Annotated in this window: 19 protein-coding genes; 14 read left to right on the top strand and 5 right to left on the bottom strand. The window is 72.0% G+C overall.

The window, feature by feature from the left end; translation table 11 throughout:
• Positions 1 to 7: 7 nt before the first annotated feature.
• On the top strand, positions 8 to 1,765 hold the full coding sequence (locus FLV34_RS23265) for a substrate-binding domain-containing protein (RefSeq protein ID WP_147944046.1): 1,758 nt from the start codon (positions 8 to 10) through the stop codon (positions 1,763 to 1,765).
• On the opposite strand, the gene FLV34_RS23260 is transcribed toward FLV34_RS23265, so the two are convergent.
• Entirely contained in the window at positions 1,758 to 3,062 is a 1,305-nt protein-coding gene (locus FLV34_RS23260; RefSeq protein WP_142648089.1) for a coenzyme F420-0:L-glutamate ligase, read from the bottom strand. The two genes, FLV34_RS23265 and FLV34_RS23260, sit on opposite strands and share 8 nt — an antisense overlap.
• A 20-nt stretch (positions 3,063 to 3,082) precedes the next feature.
• Positions 3,083 to 4,021 carry a 2-phospho-L-lactate transferase gene (gene cofD / locus FLV34_RS23255; protein ID WP_147944045.1) on the bottom strand — a complete coding sequence of 313 codons (939 nt, stop codon included), beginning with the start codon at positions 4,019 to 4,021 and terminating at the stop codon, positions 3,083 to 3,085.
• Between the two features lie 171 nt (positions 4,022 to 4,192).
• On the opposite strand from cofD, the gene FLV34_RS40650 reads away from it, so the two are divergent.
• The 4 genes from FLV34_RS40650 (at position 4,193) to FLV34_RS23235 (ending at position 11,007) form a co-directional block, all read left to right on the top strand.
• Positions 4,193 to 6,031 carry a hypothetical protein gene (locus tag FLV34_RS40650; RefSeq protein WP_187280706.1) on the top strand — a complete coding sequence of 613 codons (1,839 nt, stop codon included), beginning with the start codon at positions 4,193 to 4,195 and terminating at the stop codon, positions 6,029 to 6,031.
• 193 nt (positions 6,032 to 6,224) lie between these two features.
• Positions 6,225 to 6,482: a WhiB family transcriptional regulator gene (locus FLV34_RS23245; protein ID WP_079313297.1), complete on the top strand. Its 258-nt coding sequence runs from the start codon at positions 6,225 to 6,227 to the stop codon at positions 6,480 to 6,482.
• 191 nt (positions 6,483 to 6,673) lie between these two features.
• Positions 6,674 to 9,544 carry a glycosyltransferase family 2 protein gene (locus FLV34_RS23240; RefSeq protein ID WP_142648091.1) on the top strand — a complete coding sequence of 957 codons (2,871 nt, stop codon included), beginning with the start codon at positions 6,674 to 6,676 and terminating at the stop codon, positions 9,542 to 9,544.
• Complete coding sequence (locus FLV34_RS23235; protein ID WP_147944044.1) at positions 9,541 to 11,007, top strand: DUF5719 family protein; 1,467 nt, start codon at positions 9,541 to 9,543, stop codon at positions 11,005 to 11,007. The genes FLV34_RS23240 and FLV34_RS23235 overlap by 4 nt, the downstream gene beginning before the upstream one ends.
• 4 nt (positions 11,008 to 11,011) lie before the next feature.
• Here the strand turns inward: FLV34_RS23235 and FLV34_RS23230 are convergent, their stop codons facing one another.
• Positions 11,012 to 11,407 (bottom strand): metallopeptidase family protein, encoded by a 396-nt coding sequence (locus tag FLV34_RS23230; protein WP_168065971.1) that lies wholly within the window; start codon positions 11,405 to 11,407, stop codon positions 11,012 to 11,014.
• Between the two features lie 248 nt (positions 11,408 to 11,655).
• Here FLV34_RS23230 and FLV34_RS23225 point away from each other — a divergent pair, with 248 nt between their 5' ends.
• The 7 genes from FLV34_RS23225 to FLV34_RS23195 all read left to right on the top strand — a co-directional run bounded on the left by FLV34_RS23225 (position 11,656) and on the right by FLV34_RS23195 (position 17,910).
• Entirely contained in the window at positions 11,656 to 12,021 is a 366-nt protein-coding gene (locus FLV34_RS23225; RefSeq protein ID WP_142622849.1) for a DUF3499 domain-containing protein, read from the top strand.
• Between the two features lie 71 nt (positions 12,022 to 12,092).
• Positions 12,093 to 13,448, top strand: coding sequence for a phosphomannomutase/phosphoglucomutase (locus tag FLV34_RS23220; protein WP_142648094.1), 1,356 nt, complete (start codon positions 12,093 to 12,095; stop codon positions 13,446 to 13,448).
• Positions 13,449 to 13,452: 4 nt separating this feature from the next.
• Complete coding sequence (locus FLV34_RS23215; protein ID WP_076432865.1) at positions 13,453 to 13,626, top strand: Trm112 family protein; 174 nt, start codon at positions 13,453 to 13,455, stop codon at positions 13,624 to 13,626.
• Positions 13,623 to 14,777 carry an SIS domain-containing protein gene (locus FLV34_RS23210; protein ID WP_147944043.1) on the top strand — a complete coding sequence of 385 codons (1,155 nt, stop codon included), beginning with the start codon at positions 13,623 to 13,625 and terminating at the stop codon, positions 14,775 to 14,777. Before FLV34_RS23215 ends, FLV34_RS23210 begins: the two co-directional genes overlap by 4 nt.
• Before the next feature lie 34 nt (positions 14,778 to 14,811).
• Positions 14,812 to 15,753 (top strand): cation diffusion facilitator family transporter, encoded by a 942-nt coding sequence (locus FLV34_RS23205; RefSeq protein WP_142648096.1) that lies wholly within the window; start codon positions 14,812 to 14,814, stop codon positions 15,751 to 15,753.
• Positions 15,754 to 15,898: 145 nt separating this feature from the next.
• Positions 15,899 to 16,477, top strand: coding sequence for a DUF6230 family protein (locus FLV34_RS23200; RefSeq protein WP_205830305.1), 579 nt, complete (start codon positions 15,899 to 15,901; stop codon positions 16,475 to 16,477).
• 11 nt (positions 16,478 to 16,488) lie between these two features.
• Positions 16,489 to 17,910, top strand: a complete 1,422-nt coding sequence (locus FLV34_RS23195) for a DUF6114 domain-containing protein (protein WP_147944042.1) — start codon at positions 16,489 to 16,491, stop codon at positions 17,908 to 17,910.
• 24 nt (positions 17,911 to 17,934) lie between these two features.
• Here FLV34_RS23195 and FLV34_RS23190 read toward each other — a convergent pair whose 3' ends face one another.
• Positions 17,935 to 18,267, bottom strand: coding sequence for a MerR family transcriptional regulator (locus tag FLV34_RS23190; protein ID WP_142622861.1), 333 nt, complete (start codon positions 18,265 to 18,267; stop codon positions 17,935 to 17,937).
• Between the two features lie 167 nt (positions 18,268 to 18,434).
• On the opposite strand from FLV34_RS23190, the gene ahcY reads away from it, so the two are divergent.
• On the top strand, positions 18,435 to 19,862 hold the full coding sequence (gene ahcY, locus FLV34_RS23185) for an adenosylhomocysteinase (RefSeq protein WP_147944041.1): 1,428 nt from the start codon (positions 18,435 to 18,437) through the stop codon (positions 19,860 to 19,862).
• A gap of 61 nt (positions 19,863 to 19,923) precedes the next feature.
• A complete protein-coding gene (locus tag FLV34_RS23180; protein WP_147944040.1) occupies positions 19,924 to 21,180 on the top strand; it encodes an adenosylhomocysteinase in 1,257 nt (418 codons plus the stop codon).
• A 389-nt stretch (positions 21,181 to 21,569) separates the two neighbouring features.
• Here FLV34_RS23180 and FLV34_RS23175 read toward each other — a convergent pair.
• Positions 21,570 to 21,990, bottom strand: a 421-nt coding sequence (locus FLV34_RS23175) for an HNH endonuclease signature motif containing protein (RefSeq protein WP_147944039.1), incomplete at its 5' end; no start/stop codon positions are given.

The raw sequence follows: 21,990 nt of genomic DNA, 5'->3' as shown, positions 1-21,990 counted from the left end.
CCGCACCGTGCCGTCCGGTCGTCACCGCGCCGCCTTCGCCGCCGAGCGGCGGCGCAGGCAGGCCAGATGGAAGGGCGGGGCCGCGGCCCTGGCGGCCGTGGCGATCGTCGTGGCGGGGATCGCCGTTTTCCTCACGCGCTCGACGGGAACGTGTTCCGCCCGCGACCCGATCCTCGTGAGCGTCGCGGCGGCCGTGGACGTCGCGCGGCCGGTCATGGACGCGGCCGAGCGGTTCAACGCCTCCGGCGCGGGAGTGGACGGGCGGTGCGTCCAGGTCCAGGTGGCCGAGCAGCCCCCGGCGCCGGTGCTCCGCACGCTGATCGGCGACCGGGCCGGTGTGCTGCCCGACCGCCCGGACGGATGGATCGCCGACTCGTCCGTCTGGGTGCGGCTGGCCCGCGCGCAGGGCGGGCAGGACATCGCCGCCGACGAGACCGTGGTCGCGACCTCCCCGCTGGTCTTCGCCACCCGGCGCTCGCTCGCCGAGCGGTTCGCCGCCGGGGGGACGGCCATGAGCTGGGACATGGTCTTCCCCGCCACGGTGCGGGGACGCCTCCAGCCCACCGAGCACGAGCCCGACATCGTGCGCATCCCCGACCCGTCGGTGTCGGGGGCGGGCATCGCGACCGTCGCGGCGGCCCGTGACATCGTGGGCTCGGGGGAGAGGGCCGACCGCGACCTCACGGCGTTCGTGCGGATGGCGCAGTCGGGGTCGGCCCCCGACTACCGCAGCATGCTCGGCGCGGTGGACGCCCCCGGCTTCTGGTCGCGTCCCGTGGTGATCGTCCCCGAGCAGTCGGTGTGGGCGCACAACCGCGAGAGCGGCGCCGAGCCCGTGGTCGCCCTCCAGCCCAAGGAGGGCACGATCAACCTCGACTATCCGTACGTCGTGACGGCCGCCGACCCCGGCCGGGCGGCGGCCTCGCGGCTGTTCGCGGCCTGGCTGCGGTCGGCGGCGACGCAGGAGGCCGTACGGAAGGCCGGGTTCCGGGGCGCCGACGGGCAGCCGCCGTTCGACACCGGCGCGGGCATCTCGACCGAGGTGCCGCGCCCGCGGCCGTCGATCACGGCCCAGGTGATCGACGAGGCGCTGGAGGCGTGGAGCCGGCTCGCCCCGCCGAGCCGTCTCCTCGTGCTCGCCGACGTGTCCGAGGAGAACGCCCAACCGATCAGCGGGCACGGCGGGAAGACCCGGCTGGACGTCGCGGTCGAGGCGGCCAAGCCCGGCCTGCAGCTTTTCCCGAACGAGACCCACATGGGCCTGTGGGAGTTCGCCCGCGACCTGGAAGGCGGCGCGGACCACCGCGAGCTCGTCGGTCTCGGCCCGATCGGCAAGCCCGACGACGGCCAGGAGGAGATCCGCAAGACCGCCCTGTTCCGGGTGGCCGACGGCATCAGGGCGCGCGATGACCGGACCGGCTCGCTGTACGACGCGATCGACGCGGGCTTCCGTGCGGTGTCGAAGGGCTACGACCCGCAGATGAGCAACGCTCTGCTGGTGCTCACCGCGGGCGTGGACGACGGCAAGGGCGTGTCGCGGCGGGACCTCGTCGGAAAGCTCCGCAAGGAGTGGGATCCGGACAGGCCGGTGCAGATCATCGTGGTCGCGTTCGGCAAGGCCGCCGACCGGCGGGCGCTCGGCGAGATCGTCTCGGCCACCAACGGCCAGCTCTACGTGGCCCAGGAGCCGGGCCAGATCATCGACGTGTTCCTGTCGGCGCTGGCCCGGCGGCTGTGTCACCCCACCTGTTCGCCGGTCACCTGACGACGTAGAAGTCGGCCGGGTCGCGCGGCGGCCGGTCCTTCGGCGGCGCAGCGGGATGGCCGATGGCCACGGCGCCCATGGGGTCCCAGTTCTGCGGCAGGCCGAGCACCTTGCGCACCACGTCGCGGCAGAACATCGTGGACGACACCCACGCCGAGCCCAGCCCCTGCACGGCGAGCTGGACCAGGAAGTTCTGCACGCCGGCGCCGGTGGCCACCACGAACATCTCCCGCTCGGCGGCGTTCCTGCGGTCGTCCCTGTAGGTGTGCGAGCCGTCCATCACCAGGCACGGCACCGCCAGGTAGGGCGCGTTGCGCAGCACGTCGCCGCGCCGGATCCGCTTGGCGATCGACTCCTCGGAGAAGCCGTCGGAGCGCAGGTCCTCGATCCAGGCGTCGCGCATCGCGTCGAGCAGCTCCGTACGCGCCCGCGGGGTCTCCAGCAGCACGAACCGCCACGGCGTGGTGTGGTGCGGGGCGGGCGCGGCGATGGCCGCCGCCACGGCCCGCCGTACGGCCGCCGGGTCCACCTCGGCGTCGGAGAACTCGCGGATCGTGCGGCGGGCGAAGACGACGTCGGCCGAGCCGAACCGGAACATGTCCTCGTCGGCGGGGCGGACGAGCACCCGCCCGCCCGGGCCGTCGTCGTCGGTCACCAGGCCGCCCAGCCCGCGCACGACGGCCACCGGGACGCCCGACAGCTTGCCCTTCGCCAGGTCGCCCGCCGCCGCGATCTCGTCGACCAGCGCCGTGACGGTCGCGTTGAGCGGGTTGCCGTAGCCGTCGGTGCCGCCACGCAGGTCCTCAAGCGGCCGTACGCCGGACGCGCCGATGGCGACGTCGGTCAGGCCGTGCCGCCAGGGCCGGCCGAAGGTGTCGGAGACGATCACACCGACCCGCACGCCGAGCCGCTCGCGCAGCCCCCGGCGGATGCGGCCCGCCGAGGCGTCCGGGTCCTCGGGCAGCAGCAGCACGGTGCCGGGAGAGGTGTTGGAGGCGTCGACCCCGGCCGCGGCCATCACGAAGCCGTGCCGCGTCTGCGCGATGACCGTGTCCCCGCGCCGCGCGACCACGCGCGCGGTCTCCTCCTCGATCGCGGCCGTACGGCTGTCGCGCTGTGTTGTATCGCTGGCGCTCTGCCTGATCCGGCCTTCGGCCTTGCTCACGATCTTGGAGGTGACGACCAGGATGTCGCCGTCCCGCAGGTCGGGCGCGGCCTGCGCCACGAGCAGGGCGACGTCGTCGCCGGGCCGCACCTCGGGCAGGCCGGGCACGCCGTTGACGGTGATCTGGGGCATGTGCTCCTCTGCCATCTGCGTCAGGACTTCAGCGACCGGGCCAGGGTGAGGGCCGCGGCGGCGATGTCCCTCGTGGCCTCGGGATCGCTCATCAGGAGCGGGCGGGCCTCCACCACCACGCCGTCGAGCGCCACGCCCTTGTCCTCCTCGGCCACGAGCCACCCGTCGAGCAGCGCGGAGCCGTACAGCTCCAGGACGGCCTGGGCGCTCGTCTCCACGCCGATCGCCGTGAGGCAGGCGTCGGCCATGCCGCGCACCGGCGCGCCGCCGATGATGGGGGAGACGCCGACGACCGTCTTGTCCTCAAGGGCCGCCCGGATGCCCGGGATCTGGAGGATCGTGCCGATGCTCACGACCGGGTTCGACGGCGGCAGGATGACGACGTCCGCCGCCGCGATGGCGTCGAGCACACCGGGCGCGGGCCGGGCCTCGTCCGCGCCGACGAGCACGATCTGCTCGGCAGGCACGGAGGCGCGCAGCCGCACCCACCACTCCTGGAAGTGGATGGCCCTCCTGCCCGCCTCGTCGGAGACGACCACGTGGGTCTCGGTGCGGTCGTCGGACATCGGCAGCAGCCGCACCCCGGGCCGCCAGCGGTCGCACAGGGCCTCGGTCACCTGCGAGAGCGGATAACCGGCCGCCAGCATCTGGCTGCGGATGATGTGGGTGGCGAAGTCGCGGTCGCCGAGGCCGAACCACTGCGGTTCCATGCCGTAGGCGGCGAGCTCCTCCTTGACGGTGAACGTTTCACCTGCCCGTCCCCAACCCTGTTCCTCGTTGATGCCGCCGCCCAGCGTGTACATGACCGTGTCGAGGTCCGGGCACACGCGCAGGCCGAAGAGAGTGATGTCGTCGCCGGTGTTGCCGATCACGGTGATCTCGGAATCGGGGGCCGCCGCCTTGAGACCTCGGAGGAACCGGGCGCCGCCGATTCCTCCGGCGAGGGACACGATGCGCATGCCGCCAGTCTTCCACCGGCCGCCCACGGGATCGCCGACACCCACCCCAGGAACGGGACGAACAGCGATATGTAGGGTGTGTTCGGCTTGTGAGGTTGCTGGGTCTGACGACGCTTAAGTCAGTCATGTGCAAAACTTCCCCGAGTGCCGTTTGGACCGATGGGGGTAGTCGTGCTCAAGGTCGATACCGGCCGGCTCCGAGAGCCGGCCGCGTGGACGATGCTCGCGGTGGTGATCACCAGCGTCCTCGTCAGCATCGCGCGCATGCTGATCGGATCGACGGTGAGCAGCACCTTCGGCATCCGTGCGGCGGCGAACCTCTACTCCCTCGTGTCCCCGGTGTCGGCCGCGCTCGCGTTCGGCGCCGTGCTGCTCGTCGCCAAGGCAGGCGCGCCGACCCCCCGGGCCCGCCTGGTGGCGCTCGGCGCGGCCGGGTCGCTCGCTCTCGGCATCGTCTTCGGCGTGATCGCCCTGTTGGGCGTGCTCGTGGGCGACCTGCCCACGTTCCGCGACCGGTTCGAATACCTGATCACCGGACTGCCGATGGTCGCGCTCGCCGTCTTCGGCGCGCTGTACGCGCTGAGCACGGCGTCGGCGCTCCAGCCCGCCAGGGAACCGGCGGGCGACTTCTTCGGCAGGCGCGACGACGCCTACCCGCCCCAGCCGTACGCTCCGGGCCTGCCGCCCCAGCAAACTCCGCAGGGCCCGCAGGTGCCGCAGGGCGCTTACGGCCCGCAGGACCCGCACACTCCGCACGCTCCCCAGCAGGGTCCCGGCCCGATGCCCGCTCAGCAGGCGCCCGTCCAGAACGTCCCCCAGACCGCGCCGCAGAGCGCCCCCCAGACTCCGCAGCAGGGCCAGCCGCAGAATCAGCCGCAGAATCAGCCGCAGGGCCAGCCCGCGTACGGGCAGAGCGCGCCGGTGCCGGCTCACCCCCAGCTCCCGCCCGCCGAGCACCGGTATCCGGAGCACCAGCAGCAGTACGCCCAGGAACAGCAGTACGAGCAGCAGTTCGGTCAGGAACAGCAGTACGAGCAGCAGCCCTCCTACAACCCCGCCCCGACCGCGCCGCAGCCCCCGCAGTTCCTCCCGCAGCCCGCGCAGGCCCCGGCTCCCACCCCGGCTGCCGCCCCCGCGCCCGTTCCGGCCCCGCTCCCGGCTCACTCGCAGCAGCCGCCCCGGCCGTCGCTGCAGGACGTCCAGACCGGCGCGCACTACTCCGACTACGGCGCCTACGGTGCGCAGCCCGAGGCCGCGGCGGCGCCCCAGCGGCCCGACTACTCCCCGCCGCCGCAGGGCCCGGTGTTCGACCAGTACGGCTACGCGGGCCAGCAGACGGACTCCGGCTCCGGCGGCTACGGCCAGATCCCGAGCGCTCCCCCCGGCGCTTCCAACGCCCCCGGCGTCTCGGGTGGCTACGGCCAGCCCTCCTCCTACAGCCCGAGCCCGGCTCCCGAGGCCAGGCCGTACGAGCAGGATCAGTCGTACGGGCAGGACCAGTCGTACGGGCAGGACCAGTCCTACGGGCAGGGCTCGCCGTTCTCCGGCTACTCGGGCCAGGCGTTCGCCCGCCCGGGCGGCGAGCACCCGGCCGGCGGCACGGCCTTCGACGCTCCCCCCGCGTACGAGGCCCCGGCCGACCCGAGGGAGCAGCAGCTCGCGCAGGCCTACCAGCAGGCGCAGAGCTACCAGCAGGGCGCCCTGCCCGACCACCCCACCGGCCCGCAGGACATGCCGGAGTACTACGACAACCCGCTCGGCCACCCCCAGTCCGAGCCCGCGCCGTTCCAGCCCCCGATGCCCGGCCCCGCCGACCAGACGCTCCGCTTCGACCCCTCCGGCTATCAGGGAGACCCGCTCAGCGACCCCCTGCGCAGGGAGGAGCCGCTCGATCCGACGGCCATCTACACCCCGGATCGGTCGCAGGCAAAGTATGAGGAAGGTTCCGCCCCTGATCAGGCAGGCCGCGGAACCGACCCCAACCTCCCTTGGTATGGTTCCGAACGCTGATAGGACCGTAGATCGGGGCGTTACGAACCGGGGCGAGCAGGTCTTTCCCCGGGTATCGTTATGCCGCTTGACGCCACACGCGCCACGCGCGTGTAATTACAGACATGTTGTTACGCCTTCCCGAGGGTGGGTATAGGGCAGGCGTTTTTATGGGGGGCTCCATGTGGGCGGGCGAGCGACAGGGAGGTGTGCAATGACCGATCTGGTCATGGCACAGGCGCTCGATGGTGAAGATCTTGGGTGGCAGGAACGCGCATTGTGCGCGCAGACCGATCCTGAGGCGTTCTTTCCTGAAAAGGGCGGTTCCACCAGGGAAGCAAAGAAGGTGTGCCGTTCGTGTGAGGTACGCGCCGAATGCCTTGAATACGCGCTTCAGCATGATGAGCGTTTCGGCATCTGGGGCGGCCTGTCTGAGCGGGAAAGACGCAAGATCAAGCGCCAGGCTGTCTAGGCGTCCATGACTGCGACGTGAGCGGGGTCGTGCGTTCGACGCGCGGCCCCGCACTCATGTCTGTACGCGGCTGTCTGCGGGCATCTGTCTGGGTTGCTGTTGACATCCTGTTTCGCCTGGATGTGATCGGGTGAGTCCGGGTTGCCGTATCGTGGTCGGCGCTCAGCCGTACGACCCCCCTAGGACTCGACGTGCACTCGGTGACCGCGATCGTCGTCGCTCACGACGGCGCCCGCTGGCTCAAGGAGACGCTGGCAGCGGTGCTGCGGCAGACCCGGCCTCTCGACCGTGTCGTCGGCGTCGACAACGGCAGCCGTGACGGCAGCGGGAAGCTGCTGACCGAGGCGTTCGGGCAGGGCAACGTGCTGACCCTGCCCAGGTCGACCGGGTTCGGCGAGGCCGTCCACGAGGTGCTGCGGCGGCTGCCGCCCGCGCCCGCGCAGGAGTGGGTCTGGCTGCTCCACGACGACTGCGCGCCCGACCCGCACGCGCTGCAGGCCCTGCTGTGGGCCGCCGAGCAGGATCCCAAGGCCGCCATCCTCGGCCCCAAGCTGCGCGACTGGCTCGACCGGCGGGTGCTGCTGGAGATGGGCGTGACCGTCAGCAGGTCGGGACGGCGCGACACCGGCCTGGAGCCCAGGGAGTACGACCAGGGCCAGCATGACGACGGGATCGCCGACGTCCTGTCGGTCTCCACAGCGGGCATGCTCATCCGCAGGGACGTGTGGGACGAGCTGTCCGGCCTCGACCCCGAGCTGCCGCTGTTCCGCGACGACCTCGACCTGTGCTGGCGGGCCCGTACGGCCGGGCACCGCGTGCTCAACGTGAGCGACGCGGTGGCCTGGCACGCCGAGGCGTCGGCGCGGCGGCGGCGCAGGATCGCCACCAGCGAGCAGCACCCGCGCAGGCTCGACCGGCGCAACGGCCTGTTCGTCCTGATGGCCAACGTGCCGTTCGGCGCGCTCGTGCGAGCGCTGCTGCGCAACGTCATCGGGTCGACGCTGCGGGCCCTGCTGTTCCTGCTGGCCAAGCAGCCGGCCAACGCCCTCGACGAGCTGGCCGCGCTCGGCTCGGTCATCGGCCACCCCTGGCGGCTGCGGCGGGCCCGCAAGGCCAGGAAGAAGGGCAGAAAACAGGGCTGGCCCGCGATCCGCCGCAAACTCACCCCGCCGGGCGCCGCGCTGCGGCGGCTGGCCGACATGGTGCAGGGCTTCCTCGCCGGAGCCGGGCCGGTCGACTCGGCGGGCCGCCACCACGCGGCCGCGGACCCCGGCCAGGAGGACGACGGCGACGAGCTGCTGACCGACTCCGGCGGCGTCCAGCGCGTGTTCAGCAGCCCCGGCGTCGTGCTCTGCCTGATCCTCGCGGTGATCACGCTGGCGGCCGAAAGGACGCTGCTGCCCGCCCTCCTGTCGTCCGACGGGCACCTGGGCGGCGGCGCTCTGGTGCCGGTCACCGGGAGCGCGTCCGACCTGTGGCGGCTCTACGTCGAAGACCACCACGCCGCCGGGCTCGGCTCGCAGACCTGGGCGCCGCCGTACGTCGCCGTGCTGGCCGGGCTGTCGGCGGTCGCGCTGGGCAAGACGTGGCTGGCCGTGGCCGTGGTGCTGCTCGGCTGCGTGCCGCTGGCCGGGATCTCGGCGTACGCCGCGACCAAGCGGATGATCTCGTACACGCCCGCGCGGGTCTGGCTGGCCGCCACCTACGCCCTGCTGCCGGTCACGACGGGCGTGATCGCGGGCGGGCGGCTCGGCACCGCGATCGTGATCGTGCTGCTGCCCGTCTACGCGGCGCTCGCCACGCGGGTGATCGCCGGGTCGCGGCGGGCCGCCTGGGGCTTCGGCCTGCTCCTGGCCGTGGGCACGGCCTTCGTCCCGCTCGTGTACGCGCTGGTGGCCATCCTCGGCGGGCTCGCCGCGGTGTCCTTCGGCGGCATCCGCAGGGGCGTCAGGCGGTCGCTCGTGATCGGCCTCGGCACCCCGGTCGTGCTGCTGTTCCCGTGGCTGGTGCAGATCGCCAGGGAGCCGGGCCGGATCCTGCTCGAGTCCGGCCTGCACGACGCCCGCCTCATCGATCCCCGCCTCGGCGCCGACCACCTGCTCATGCTGAGCCCCGGCGGGCCGGGGGTGCCGCCCGTGTGGGCGACCGCGGGCCTCATCGCGGTCGCGCTGGCCGCGCTGCTGCTGCGGCGGCACCAGATGGTCGTCGCCATCGGCTGGGGCGTCATGCTCTTCGGGCTGCTGGTGGCGATCGTGGTCAGCCGGGTGAACATCGCGGCGTGGCCGGGGGTGCCGCTGGCGTTCGCGGCGACCGGCCTGCTCGTGGCCGCCGCGCATCAGGCGCACCGGATCGCCGAGTTCCGGGCGGCGAGAGGGTGGCGCCGCCTGGGCGCGATGCTGATCGTCGTGGTCGCCTTCGCGACCCCGCTCGCCGCCGCCGCGCTGTGGGTGATGAGAGGCGCGCAGGGCCCGCTGCGCGGCGACCTGAGCGACCCGGTGCCGGTGCTCGCCGAGCTCCAGTCGGAGCCCGGCGAGGGCACGCTCCTGCTGCGTCCCAGGGACGGCAGGGTCGGCTACACGCTGATGCGCGGACGGGGCCCGCTGATCGGCGAGTCCGACCTCGAATCACCCCGCGACGTGACCGACCGCTTCACGACCGCCGTCGCCGGGCTCGCCTCGGGCCGCGGCAGCACGTACGTCGAGACGCTCGCGTCGTCGGGGGTCCGCTTCGTGACCGTGCCGGGCCCGGTCGACCCCGCCCTGCAACGGGCGCTCGACTCCCAGCCCGCCCTGGTCAGGGTGAGCCTCTCGGAGACGGGCGGCCTGTGGCGCGTGGCCGGTCAGGTGACCGTGCCCCCGCCACCCGCCACCGCGGGCACGCTGCATCGGGGCTGGCTGTGGGCACAGGGCGGGCTGCTCGTGCTCGTGCTGATCCTGGCCTCGCCCGGCGCCCGTACGAAGGAGCCGGAGGGCGACTACATCGACGCGCCCCCCGAGGAGGCCCCGCGCAACCGCCGCAGGGCGAAGGAAGGCCGGGCCAAGGAAGATCGGGTGCCCGCGTGAGGAGACTGATCGAGAACCGCTTCGGCCTGCTCGCCCTGGTGCTGGTCGCGCTGGGCGCGTTGTATGGCGTGGCCTTCGTCAGCCGGCCCGCGCCGGTCGCGCAGGCGCGTCCGCAGGCCGTCAGGGCGCCGGTGGAGTCGGTGACCGCCGTGTGCCCCGCGCCGTCCGGCAGCCGGGTGAGCGTGGTGACCCCGGCCGACCCCGAACGGCCCGAGGCCCCCGGAAGCGCCACCCTGTCGGGGATCAAGGCTCCGGGAGACAGGAGCGGAGGGAAGGGCGGCAAGGGCGACGCCGTGATCGACCGGCCGGGCCTGCTGTGGCAGCGCGAGATCGCCGCCGGGGGCGGGCCTCTCGTGGTCGACGCCACCGGCTCCATGGCCGCCGGGCTGGAGAGCGCCCAGACCGCCAGGGAGACGTCGGGCGCCCAGCGGGGGCTCGCCGGAGTGCGGTGCGTCGAGCCGGGCGCGGAGAGCTGGTTCATCGGGCCGGGGCCGGCCGCGGCGGAGATGACCCTCTACCTCGCCAACCCCGACGCGGCCCCGGCCAACGTCTCGTTCATGGTCTACTCCGGGGAAGGCCCGGTGCTGAGCGAGCGCGGCAACGGCGTCGTCGTCAAGCCCGGCCAGCACCGTGTGATCAGGCTGCGCGACCTCGCGCCCTCCCCGCTGATCATGGCGCTGCAGGTGAGCACCCGCAGCGGCCGGGTGGCCGCCGCGGTCAAGGCCGTGCTGGGCGAGGGCAGGGGCGTCGACTGGCTGCCCGTCGCCGCCGCCCCGGCCACCCGCGTCGTCGTCCCCGGCATTCCCGGCACCGCCGGGCAGCGGGAGCTGTACGTCGCCGCGCCGGGGGAGCGGGACACGTCCGTGCGGATCAAGGCCGTGCTGAAGGACGGCTCCTACGCGCTGAAGAACAAGGAGACGATCGAGGTGCCGGCCGGGTCGGCGTCCTCGCTCGACCTGTCCACCGGGATCGGCGGCCAGCCGGCCGCGCTGGTGCTGGAGTCCGACGTCCCGATCGTGGCCGGCCTGAAGATCACCGGAACGGGCATGCGGCAGGACGTCGCCTTCACGGCCGGCGCCCCGTCCATCGACCTCGGCAGCGTCGTCGCGGACGGTCGCGCGGAGGGCAAGCAGACCTCCCGGCTGGTGCTGTCGGCGCCCTTCGCGGCGGCCACCGTGGAGGTCCAGATGGTGCCGACGAAGGGGGCGGCGCCGGACCCGGTCGAGGTGAAGCTGCCCGCCGCCCGCACCAAGGAGCTCAAGCTTGCGCCGCCGAAGGGCGGCAAGGGCGGCTTCAGCGTCGTCGTACGGCCGAAGCCGGGCTCAGGTCCCGTCTACGGCGGGCGCGTCCTCGACGAGGGGGCCGGTGATGGTCAGATGGTGACCGCGCAGCCGCTGGCCATGGCCAGGATCTGGGCCCTGGTGCCCCCGACCGTCGACTCCCCGGGCGCCGTGCTTCCTTAAGGAGCTAGTGCCGGTCGTCGTAGCCGGGGTCGATCGTCTCCGGGGTGAGGCCCAGCAGGCTGGCCACCTGCTCGACGACCACGTCGAGGACCAGCGTGCCGAGCTGCTCGCGGTCGCGGGCCCGGGCTTCCAGCGGACGGCGATACAGCACCACGGCGGCGGGTTCGTCCCCCGAGGCCGACTCCGCCCGTCCCAGGGGGATCGGGTCGGAGGACAGCCGCGCCGGCCCGTCCAGCAGCTCCGCGGCGGGCGGCACCTCCTCGACCGCGAACTCGACTGACGCGAGCTGGGTGCCCCACCGAGGCTTGAGCCGGTCGACCGCGTCGAGCACCAGGTCGTCGAACCGCTCGCCGCGCGACTTGGCGATGGGGACGTGCGAGGGCGCGAGGGGTCCGCGCATGCCGCGGCCATGCCGGTCACGCCGGCGCACCCGCCGCCCTCGATCCGGCCTGTCACCGCTCCGATCGCTCACGCAGTCAGCTTAGAGCCCACCCCGCCGATGCGGTGGGCCCGACGGCTCGTGTCCGCTCGTGTCCGCTTTGCCCAACAACGTCATGTCGACTTCAGAGATCGCGGAATTGTGGCGACACGTTCAATAAGAGCGGCGGGGGGGGGGCAATGTGAACGCGGACCGGATACGGTCCCTCCGTGAGCCCCGTCCGCAGCTGTTCCCGTACCGCCTGCAGGCAGCCTGCCGTCTTCACACTCACGTATGTCTACGCCGACTCGACCGCCGTCCTCGGCCCCCTGGCGACGTACGTCGAGCCACACTGTTACGACCTGTGCGCGGAGCACGCGGAACGGCTCACCGCGCCCAGGGGATGGGAGGTCGTGCGCCTTCCGTCCGAGTCCGCCACCCCCAGCGGGGACGACCTGGAGGCCCTGGCGAACGCGGTACGCGAGGCCGCGCGCCCCGCTCCCGCCGCCGGCGAACCCGTCGGCCAGGCGGTCGAGGTGGGCCGCCGAGGTCACCTGAGAGTGCTCAAGTCCGCCCAGCCCAACAGGGAGCGCTGACACCCCGCTGCGTGGGCGATAGGGCGCTATAGGCTCAGGTGCGAAGACTTAACGACTTTTAGGGGCGTGCAGTGGCCGACCTCAGCAGGATCTTCAAGGCGTACGACGTGCGGGGCGTGGTGCCCGACGAGCTCGACGAGGAGATCGCACAGGCCGTCGGAGCGGCCTTCGTCGAGCTGACCGGCGCGTCATCGGTGGTGATGGCGCACGACATGCGCACCTCGTCCGGCCCGCTGGCGGAGGCGTTCGCGCGGGGCGCGACCTCCCGGGGCGCCGACGTGATCAACGCGGGGCTCGGCTCGACCGACATGCTCTACTACGCCAGCGGCAGCCTCGGCCTGCCGGGCGTCATGTTCACCGCGAGCCACAACCCGGCGAAATACAACGGCATGAAGATGTGCCGGGCGGGCGCCGTGCCGGTGGGCACCGACACCGGCCTGCTGCAGATCCGCGACCACGCGGCCGAACTGCTCGACACCGGGTTGGGCGGCACGCCGGGCGCGGGCACGGTGACCCGGCGCAACCTGCTGGAGGGCTACGCCGCCCACCTCAAGACGCTGGTCGACCTGTCGGGCATCCGGCCGCTGAAGGTGGTCGTGGACGCCGGCAACGGCATGGGCGGCTACACGGTCCCGGAGGTCTTCAAGGGCCTGCCGATCGAGCTGACCCCGCTCTACTTCGAGCTCGACGGCAGCTTCCCCAACCACGAGGCCAACCCGATCGAGCCGGAGAACCTGCGCGACCTGCAGAAGGCGGTCGTTTCGCAGGGCGCGGACATCGGCATCGCCTTCGACGGCGACGCCGACCGCTGCTGGGTCATCGACGAGCGGGGCGAGTCCGTCTCGCCGTCCACGATCACGGCGCTGGTCGCGGTCAGGGAGCTGGCCAAGAACCCCGGCGCCACGATCATCCACAACCTGATCACCTCCAAGGGCGTGCCGGAGATCGTCGCCGAGCACGGCGGCAAGCCCGTACGCACCCGCGTCGGCCACTCGTTCATCAAGGCGGAGATGGCCCGCACCGGCGCCGTCTTCGGCGGAGAGCACTCGGCCCACTACTACTTCCGCGACTTCTGGTACGCCGACTCCGGCATGCTGGCCGCCCTGCACGTGCTCGCCGCGCTGGGCGAGCAGGACCGGCCGCTGTCGGAGGTGCTGTCGCAGTACTCGCGGTACGCCGCGTCCGGGGAGATCAACAGCAGGGTCGACGACCAGGCCGGCGCCCTGGCCCGGGTGCGTGAGACCTTCGCGGGCCGTGAGGGTGTTACCTTCGACGAGCTGGACGGACTCACCGTCAGCGGTCCGGACTGGTGGTTCAACCTGCGTCCGTCCAACACCGAGCCGCTGCTCCGGCTCAACGCGGAGGCAGCCGACGAGGAGAAGGTCGCCGCAGTCCGAGACGAAGTTCTCGCCGTTGTAAGGAGCTGACGAGTTGAAGATCGACGACTGGCTGCTGGACATCCTCGCCTGCCCGGCGTGCAAGTCCCCGCTCCGCGCCGTCCCCGACGCGGACGAGCTGGCGTGCACCTCCGAGTCGTGCGGGCTGGTCTACCCGGTGCGCGACGACATCCCGGTGCTCCTCGTCGACGAGGCACGCAAGGCATGAGCAGTGCCGGAGGGGCCCGATTCGAGCCCGACCGGCTCGACGACCAGGCATACCTGGTGGAGGGCGACCCCTCCGGCGTGCTCCGTTCCGTGGCGTCGTCGGCCGCCCAGGTGCGGGCGGCCTACCGGTCGGCGGTGGAGAACGGCGTGGCCCGGGTCGGCCGTGACGGCCGCCCCCGCGCGATCGTGGTGGCGGGCATGGGCGTCTCCGCCCTCGTGGGCGACGTGCTCGAGGCGCTCTGCCGATACGGCGCCCCGGTCCCCGTGGTGACGGTGCGCGGCCACCGGCTGCCCGGCTGGGTCGGCGCCGCCGATCTCGTCATCGCCGTCTCCCGCTCCGGCAAGACCGAGGAGACCGTCGCAGTCACCGCCGAGGCCGTACGCCGCGGGTGCGCGCTCGTGGGCGTGGGCGCGCCCGGCACGCCGCTGTCGGCGCTGGTCGAGCGGGCCGGCGGGCCGTACGCGCAGGTGGGCGGGGCGACCGGGGTGGCCGGGCAGCCGAGGGCCACGCTGTGGTCGCTCATGGTGCCGCCGATTCTCGCGGCGGCCTCGCTCGGGCTGGTGACGGCCGGGGAGAGCGAGTTCGAGTCGGTGGCCAAACGGCTGGAGGACCTGGCCCATCGGTGCCGGCCGTCGAGCGAGGCGTTCATCAACCCCGGCAAGACGCTGGCGATGGAACTGGCCGGGACGCTCCCGGTCATCTGGGGCACCTCGCCGCTGGCCGCGGTGGCGGCCCACGGTCTGGCCGGCCGGCTGAGCGGGGACGCCGGTTATCCGGCGATCTGGGGAGAGCTGCCCGAGGCCGCCCACAACCAGATCACGACGTTCGACGGACCCCTCGCCGGGCGGGACATCTTCGCCGACCCGTTCGCCGACGAGCCGGGCGACGGCGCGCGCCTGCGCCTGTTCCTGCTGCGTGACGAGGAGGAGCACCCGCAGGTGACCAGGTCGCGCACGGCCGCCGTACGGCTGGCCGAGGACCGGGGGATTCCGGTCTCCGAGATCCTGGGCGAGGGCGCGCACCCGCTGGACCGGTTCGCCGCACTGGCCGGATTGTGCGACTACGCGAGTGTCTACCTCGCTCTCGGGTACGGGATCGACCCGGCGTCGGCCGTCGCGGCGAGGGAACTTCAGGCCAGGATTTCCCAATAGGATCGCCTCGGCCGTTTGAAATGAGGAGTCCATCGTGAGTGCGGGTGGCGGTACCAAGGCGATCCTTGCGGCGCTCGGCGCCAATCTGGCGATCGCCGTGGCGAAGTTCGTGGCGTTCCTGTTCACCGGGTCGTCGTCGATGCTCGCCGAGTCGGTCCACTCGGTGGCCGACTCCGGCAACCAGGCGTTGCTGATGCTCGGCGGCAAGCGCGCCGCCAAGCAGAGCACCCGCAAGCACCCCTTCGGCTACGGCCGGGAGCGCTACTTCTACGCGTTCGTGGTGGCCGTGGTGCTCTTCACGATCGGCGCCCTGTTCTCCCTCTACGAGGGCTGGCACAAGATCGCGGACCCGGAGCCGGTGGAGTCGCCGGTGTGGGCCTTCGCGGTGCTGATCTTCGCGATCCTCGCCGAGGGCTACTCGTTCCGTACGGCCATCAAGGAGTCGAGCGCCCTCAAGGGCGACCACTCCTGGGTGGCCTTCATCCGCAGGGCGAAGGCGCCCGAGCTTCCGGTGGTGCTGCTGGAGGACTTCGGCGCGCTGCTCGGTCTGATCTTCGCGTTGTTCGGCGTGACGATGGCCGTGGTCACCGGCAACGGCGCGTGGGACGGCGTGGGCAGCCTCGTGATCGGCGTGCTGCTCGCCGTGATCGCGGTCATCCTGGCCACCGAGACCAAGTCGCTGCTGATCGGCGAGAGCGCGACGCCCGAGGTCGAGGACAAGATCTGCGCCGCGCTGGAGGCCGCGCCCGAGGTCAGCCGGGTCATCCACCTGCGCACTCTGCATCTCGGCCCGGAGGAGCTGCTGGTCGCCGCGAAGATCGCCGTCGAGCACGACGACACCGCCGGTGAGGTGGCTCGCGGCATCGACGAGGCCGAACGGCGCATCCGCGAGGCGGTTCCGATGGCCCGGGTGATCTACCTGGAGCCGGACCTCTATCGGGCGGACGCCGCCTCGGGGCAACGTACCGGCGCATAACGCCCGTTACGGGCGGTTCGATTTCCTTGCGCACCGTGATTGAAATGTGATGCACGGTCACTTCATCGCTGGTGGTACCAGTCGGTAACTTTACCCTTACATTACGGCTGGTTGACTCCGGAGGTGACTCGTGGTTCAGGGACGCGTGCGGTGGAAACGATTCGCCCTCGTCTTCGTGCCCGCGCTCGCGGTCGCCTCCGTACTGGTCGGTGCGACCGCGGAGGGGGCGATCGGGGCGTCGTTCGTCGTCTCCGGTGACACCTTCAAGGTCTCCGCGGACACACTGCAGGGCCAGGGCTTCGTGCAGTACGGCAGCACGGTCGAGAACAAGAAGGGCCAGAAGATCCCGGTCGCCGTCTCCGGCATCCGGAAGGCCACTCTGACCAACATGTGCCAGACCGTGCTGGTGAAGTCGCCCGTCGGCGCCGTGACCATCCGGATCACCGCCGGCACGGGCAAAGACCCGGTGACCGCCGAGAACATGATCGTCGACGCCACCCAGATCGAGGGCAACGCGGTCTTCACGAAGCTGGAGGCGGGCCGCGACGCCAGCGCCCTCGACCAGCTTCCGGACGGACAGGGCGCGTCCGGCATGTTCGGCCAGCAGGCCGCCGGGATCACCATCAAGGACTTCCGGCAGGTCTCCTGGGCCGTCAACGCGGCCACGTTCAAGCTGCCGGGGCTGAAACTCGCCGTGGAGCCGGGCCGGCACGAGTGCTTCTGATGGAGCGGCCGGTGAAATGGCGGCGGTCGCGGCCGTTCTGGGGCGGCCTGCTCGTGCTCGCGGCCGGCCTGGAGCTGCTGAGCATCCCGTTCGCGACCCAGGCCCTGCCGCTCGTCATCCAGTCGGGCACGGTCGGCGCCACCTATCTGATCGCGCTGGTGCTGATCATCCTGGGCCTGATGGTGTGGCTCCAGCCCGGCCAGCGGGCCTTCCTCGGCGTGGTCGCCGTACTGGTCTCGATCGCCTCGTTCGTCTACGCCAACCTGGGCGGTTTCCTGATCGGCATGCTGCTCGGCCTGGTCGGAGGCGCGCTCGCGGTCGCCTGGACGCCCGCGGAGACCACCGAGGCCGGCACGGCTCCGGCCGCGCCCGCGGCGCCTCCCGCGCTCTCGGACGGGGGCATCACCTTCACCGAGCGGCGGGGGGGCAGCGGCGACGAGCGCCTGGAAGCCGCCCCGCCGCAGCGGCCCGCCGAACCCGCGGACGAGAGCCCGCGCATCCTGGTCGCCCGGGTCAAGCGCGACGCCGATCCCGCCCCCGACGCCCCCGACGCCCCCGGCTCTGGCGGCGGTGCCGATGAGGACCCCGACGACGGTGGCGGTGGCGTACGTCCGGACGGCGGCGGGCGCGGGGACACCGGACCGGGTCCGGGGGCCAAGGCGCTGGCCATCGCCGTGCTGCCCGTCATCCTGGCGGCCGGGACGGCCCTGGCGCGGGACGATCCGGGAACGGGCGGGCAGGGCGGTTCCGGGCAGGGCGGTTCCGGGCAGGGTGGCTCCCTCCTGCCCGGCGTCCTCCCGAGTGCCGTCCCCAGCGGCCTGTCCGACGTCCTCGGCGGTGTCCTGCCCAGCACACTCCCCACGGCGCTCCCCACGTCGCTGCCTACGAAGCTACCCACGAAGCTGCCCACGGATCTGGAGGGCGCCGTGGGGTCGCTCACCGGCAGGAAAAGCCCCTCGCCGTCACCCGGCGAGGACGGGGACGACCAGCCGGGAGCCCCTTCGACGCCCGGGGCGGTGCGGGTCGCGACCGAGCCGGCCGCCGTACGCGCACCCTCGCTGACCATGACCGGCATGAAGTTCACCGGCGTGGTCGAGATGCCCACCGCGACCGGCACGGTCAAGATGCTGCGCTTCACCATGGACAAGGCCGTGCTGGAGCAGCCCCAGCAGACGATGGGCCCGGCGACGCTGACCGGCAGCACGTTCACCTTCGAGGGCAACGTGGTGATCTGCACCACGAAGATGACCGCCAAGCTTCTCGGCGTGCCTCAGGAGTTCACCGCCGAGCACCCGAACCTGCTGGTCAGGGCGCTCAAACTGGTGCCGTCCCTGAACGTCCCGCTGACGATGACCGACATCGTCAGCGAGCAGCCGTACGTCACGGCCGACTCCCTGCGGGCCGACGACCTGCGCCTCGTGGTCGGCGCCTGAGCTCTGGCTGCCCGAGCGCCTGATTCACCGGTGCCGGAGCAGTCGCAGGGCCTTCTCCTTCTCGAAGTCCAGCGCCCGGCGCGGCGCCTGGATGCGTCCGATGCGCACGCCGAGATCCCGTACGGCCTGGGCCACCGCGGGTTCGGACAGCGCCCGGAGCGCGAAGGCCAGCTCGGCCGGTGAGACGTCGAACCGCCTCTCCAGCTCCATCGCCTGGCGCACCGCCTCCAGCTCGTCGGGCCCGAAGCGCCGATGGGCGCCCCTGTCCCGTACGGGCGGCAGCAGGCCGAGAGCCTCCCGGTAGCGCAACATCCGGGGAGACATGCCGAGCCGTTTGGCCGCCTCGGTGATGCGCATCGTGCCTCCGGTCCCCGTTCCTGGGTCCACGCTAGACAGTTCTGAGTGCCTCCGGAACCCGCCGGACAGGGAATCTCACATTCTTGTGTCAGGTTCGCGGCCCTGCGTATGCGTTCGTGCGTTCGCGACGCCTAAACTCGCAACGACGGACAACGGAGGAGACGCTCATGGACTTCAAGGTCGCCGACCTTTCGCTTGCGGAATTCGGCCGCAAAGAGATCCGCCTCGCGGAGCACGAGATGCCGGGCCTCATGGCGACCCGTAAGGAGTACGCAGCGGCGCAGCCGCTGCGCGGCGCGAAGATCATGGGCTCGCTGCACATGACGATCCAGACCGCCGTGCTGATCGAGACGCTGGTCGCGCTCGGCGCCGACGTCCGCTGGGTGAGCTGCAACATCTTCTCCACCCAGGACCACGCCGCCGCCGCGGTCGTCGTCGGCCCGAACGGCACGGTCGACAACCCCTCCGGTGTCCCGGTCTTCGCCTGGAAGGGCGAGACGCTGGAGGAGTACTGGTGGTGCACCGAGCAGGCCCTTCGCTGGCCCGACGGCTCCGGCCCCAACATGATCCTGGACGACGGCGGCGACGCGACGCTGCTCGTGCACAAGGGTGTCGAGTTCGAGAAGGCCGGTGCCGTACCGGTCGCCGGTGAGGACGACCCGGAGGAGTGGGCGGTCATCCTCGACACGCTCCGCCGTACGGTCTCCGCGGACAAGTGGTGGACCCGCGTCGCCGAGGGCATCAAGGGCGTCACCGAGGAGACCACGACCGGTGTGCACCGCCTCTACGAGATGCACAAGTCGGGCACGCTCCTCTTCCCGGCGATCAACGTCAACGACTCGGTGACCAAGTCGAAGTTCGACAACAAGTACGGCTGCCGCCACTCGGTGATCGACGGCCTCAACCGCGCCACCGACGTGCTGATCGGCGGCAAGGTCGCCGTGGTCTGCGGCTACGGCGACGTGGGCAAGGGCTGCGCCGACGCGCTGCGCGGCCAGGGCGCCCGGGTCATCGTCACCGAGATCGACCCGATCTGCGCGCTCCAGGCCGCCATGGACGGCTTCCAGGTCACCACCCTGGAGGAGGTCGTCGGCATCGCGGACATCTTCGTCACCTGCACCGGCAACTACGGCATCATCAGCGCCGAGCACATGTCGCAGATGAAGCACCAGGCGATCGTGTCCAACATCGGCCACTTCGACAACGAGATCGACATGGCCGGCCTGGCCCGCATCCCGGGCATCAAGAAGGTCAACATCAAGCCGCAGGTCGACGAGTGGGTGTTCCCCGACGGGCACTCGATCATCGTGCTCGCCGAGGGCCGCCTGATGAACCTCGGCTGCGCCACCGGCCACCCGTCGTTCGTCATGTCGAACTCGTTCACCAACCAGGTCATCGCCCAGATCGAGCTGTTCACGAAGACCGACGAGTACCCGACCGGCGTCTACGTGCTGCCCAAGCACCTCGACGAGAAGGTCGCCCGCCTCCACCTCGACGCGCTCGGCGTGAAGCTGACCAAGCTCAGCAAGAAGCAGGCGGAGTACATCGGCGTCGACGTCGAGGGCCCGTACAAGCCGGACCACTACCGCTACTGATCGCGACTCGCACGACGGGGGCGTGGGCCCGGCCCGCGCCCCTCGTCAGGAGGCAGACGGCGTGATTCAGCCGGACATCACGGCGGACATCGCGGAGGCCGGAGAGCGGCGCATCGAGTGGGCGGCCCGCTCGATGCCGGTCCTCCAGGCGGTCGGCGCCGGGTTCGGCGCCGACCGGCCGCTCGACGGCCTGCGCATCGCCGCCTGCATGCACGTGACCGCCGAGACGGCGGTGCTCCTCGGGGCGCTGCGGGAGGGCGGTGCCCGCATCGCCCTGGCCGCGTCCAACCCGCTGTCCACGCAGGACGACGTGGCCGAGGCGCTCAGGACGTACGGCATCGCCGTGCACGCCCGCGCCGGCGTGGACAAGGCGACCTACTACCGGCACATCCACCAGGCGCTCGACATCGCGCCCCACGTCGTTCTCGACGACGGATGCGACCTCGTCAACACCCTGCACACCGAGCGCGTCGAACTCCTCGACGGCGTGGTCGGCGGGTGCGAGGCGACCACGACCGGGATCATCCGGCTGCGTCAGATGGCCTCGGAGAACGCGCTCCGCTTCCCGATGGTCGCCGTGAACGACACCCGGACCAAGCGGATGTTCGACAACCGCTACGGCACCGGCCAGTCGACCCTCGACGGCATCATGCGGGCCACAAATGTCCTGCTCGCGGGCCGCACCGTGGTCGTGGCCGGCTTCGGCTTCTGCGGCCGGGGTGTCGCGGAGCGGGCCAAGGGCCTTGGTGCGCGGGTCGTCGTCACCGAGATCGATCCGGTCAAGGCACTCGACGCCGCCCTGCAGGGCTACGACGTACGGCCGATGAGCCTGGCCGCCGAGGCCGGCGACGTGTTCGTGACCGTCACCGGCAACCGCGACGTCATCCGCGCCGAGCACCTGGCCGTCATGAAGGACGGCGCGATCCTCGCGAACGCGGGTCACTTCGACGTCGAGATCGACGTACGGGCGCTGGAGGAGATGGCGCGCGAGGTGCGCTTCGGGATCCGGCCCAACACCGACGAGTACGTCCTGGAAGACGGCCGCAGGCTGCTGCTGCTCGCCGAAGGGCGCTTGGTCAACCTGACCGCCGCCGAGGGCCACCCGGCCGCCGTGATGGACATGTCGTTCTCCGCTCATGCGCTCGCCGTCGCCTGGCTGGTCCGCGAGTCCGCCCGGCTGTCGCCGGGTGTCTATGACGTGCCGGCCGACATCGACGCCGAGGTGGCCCGCCTGAAGCTCGCCGCCGCCGGGATCTCGATCGACGCGCTCACCGGCGAGCAGGAGGAGTATCTCCGCTCCTGGCGCTTCGGGTCCTGACCTCGTCGGCCCGAGTTCTCCATTCCGGCCTCATTCCCATATCCGCCCCGGGTCTGCCCGCGCGCCCCGCTCCCTCTGCGCCTCCCCGCTTCGCTTCGGCAGCCGCGCGGGCCGGTCCGCGCTGGGGACCCTGTGGTTGCGCCGCCCGGGGCGGCCTGCGTGCCACGCCCCCCTGTGCTTCCTGTCTCCTTCCCGTAGCCGTGCGGCCTGTCCGCGCGTCGCCGGGCTTGCCTGCGCGGCAGGCTCTCTCTGTGCCTCCCGCTTCACTTCGCAGCCGCTGGGCCTGTCTGCGCGTCCACCCCGCCCGCTGCCTCCCGCCTTGCTCGCGGCCGTGCGGGCTCCCGCGCGTCGCCCGGTGCCGCGCCGCGCTCCCTGTGTGCCCCCGCGTCTTACTCGTGTAGTCGTGGGGTTCTTCCGAGGCGGTGGTAGGTGAAGGCCCAGCGGTCTTCGCCGACGTTGCGGCGGGTGTAGCGGTTGTGGAACTGGCAGGCCGGGCCCAGCAGCTTCAGGTCCGTGAGCCCGCCGCTGCTCCAGTTGTCGGCGTGGTCGATCTGGCACATGGTCGCGGGCAGGGGGCAGCCGTCAACCCAGCAGGTGGCGTACCGGGCGAAGACGGCCCGGCGCTGGGCAGGAGTCGCCAGGCGGACCTTGCGCCCCATGTCCAGGACCTGCCCGTCGGCGTTCATGACGATCCGCACCAGAGTCGAGGTCCGGGCGAGGCGGTGCACGCTGGAGACGGGCAGCACCTGCCCGGTCGCCAGCAACAACCCCGGCGGCACCATCCCCAACGACGCACGCAGCGACGATCCC

Source organism: Microbispora sp. CSR-4, from assembly GCF_008033685.1.
In the GTDB taxonomy this organism is placed as follows: domain Bacteria; phylum Actinomycetota; class Actinomycetes; order Streptosporangiales; family Streptosporangiaceae; genus Microbispora.
Note: the sequence above shows the minus strand (reverse complement) of the source record. Positions and strands in the feature narration are given on the sequence as shown.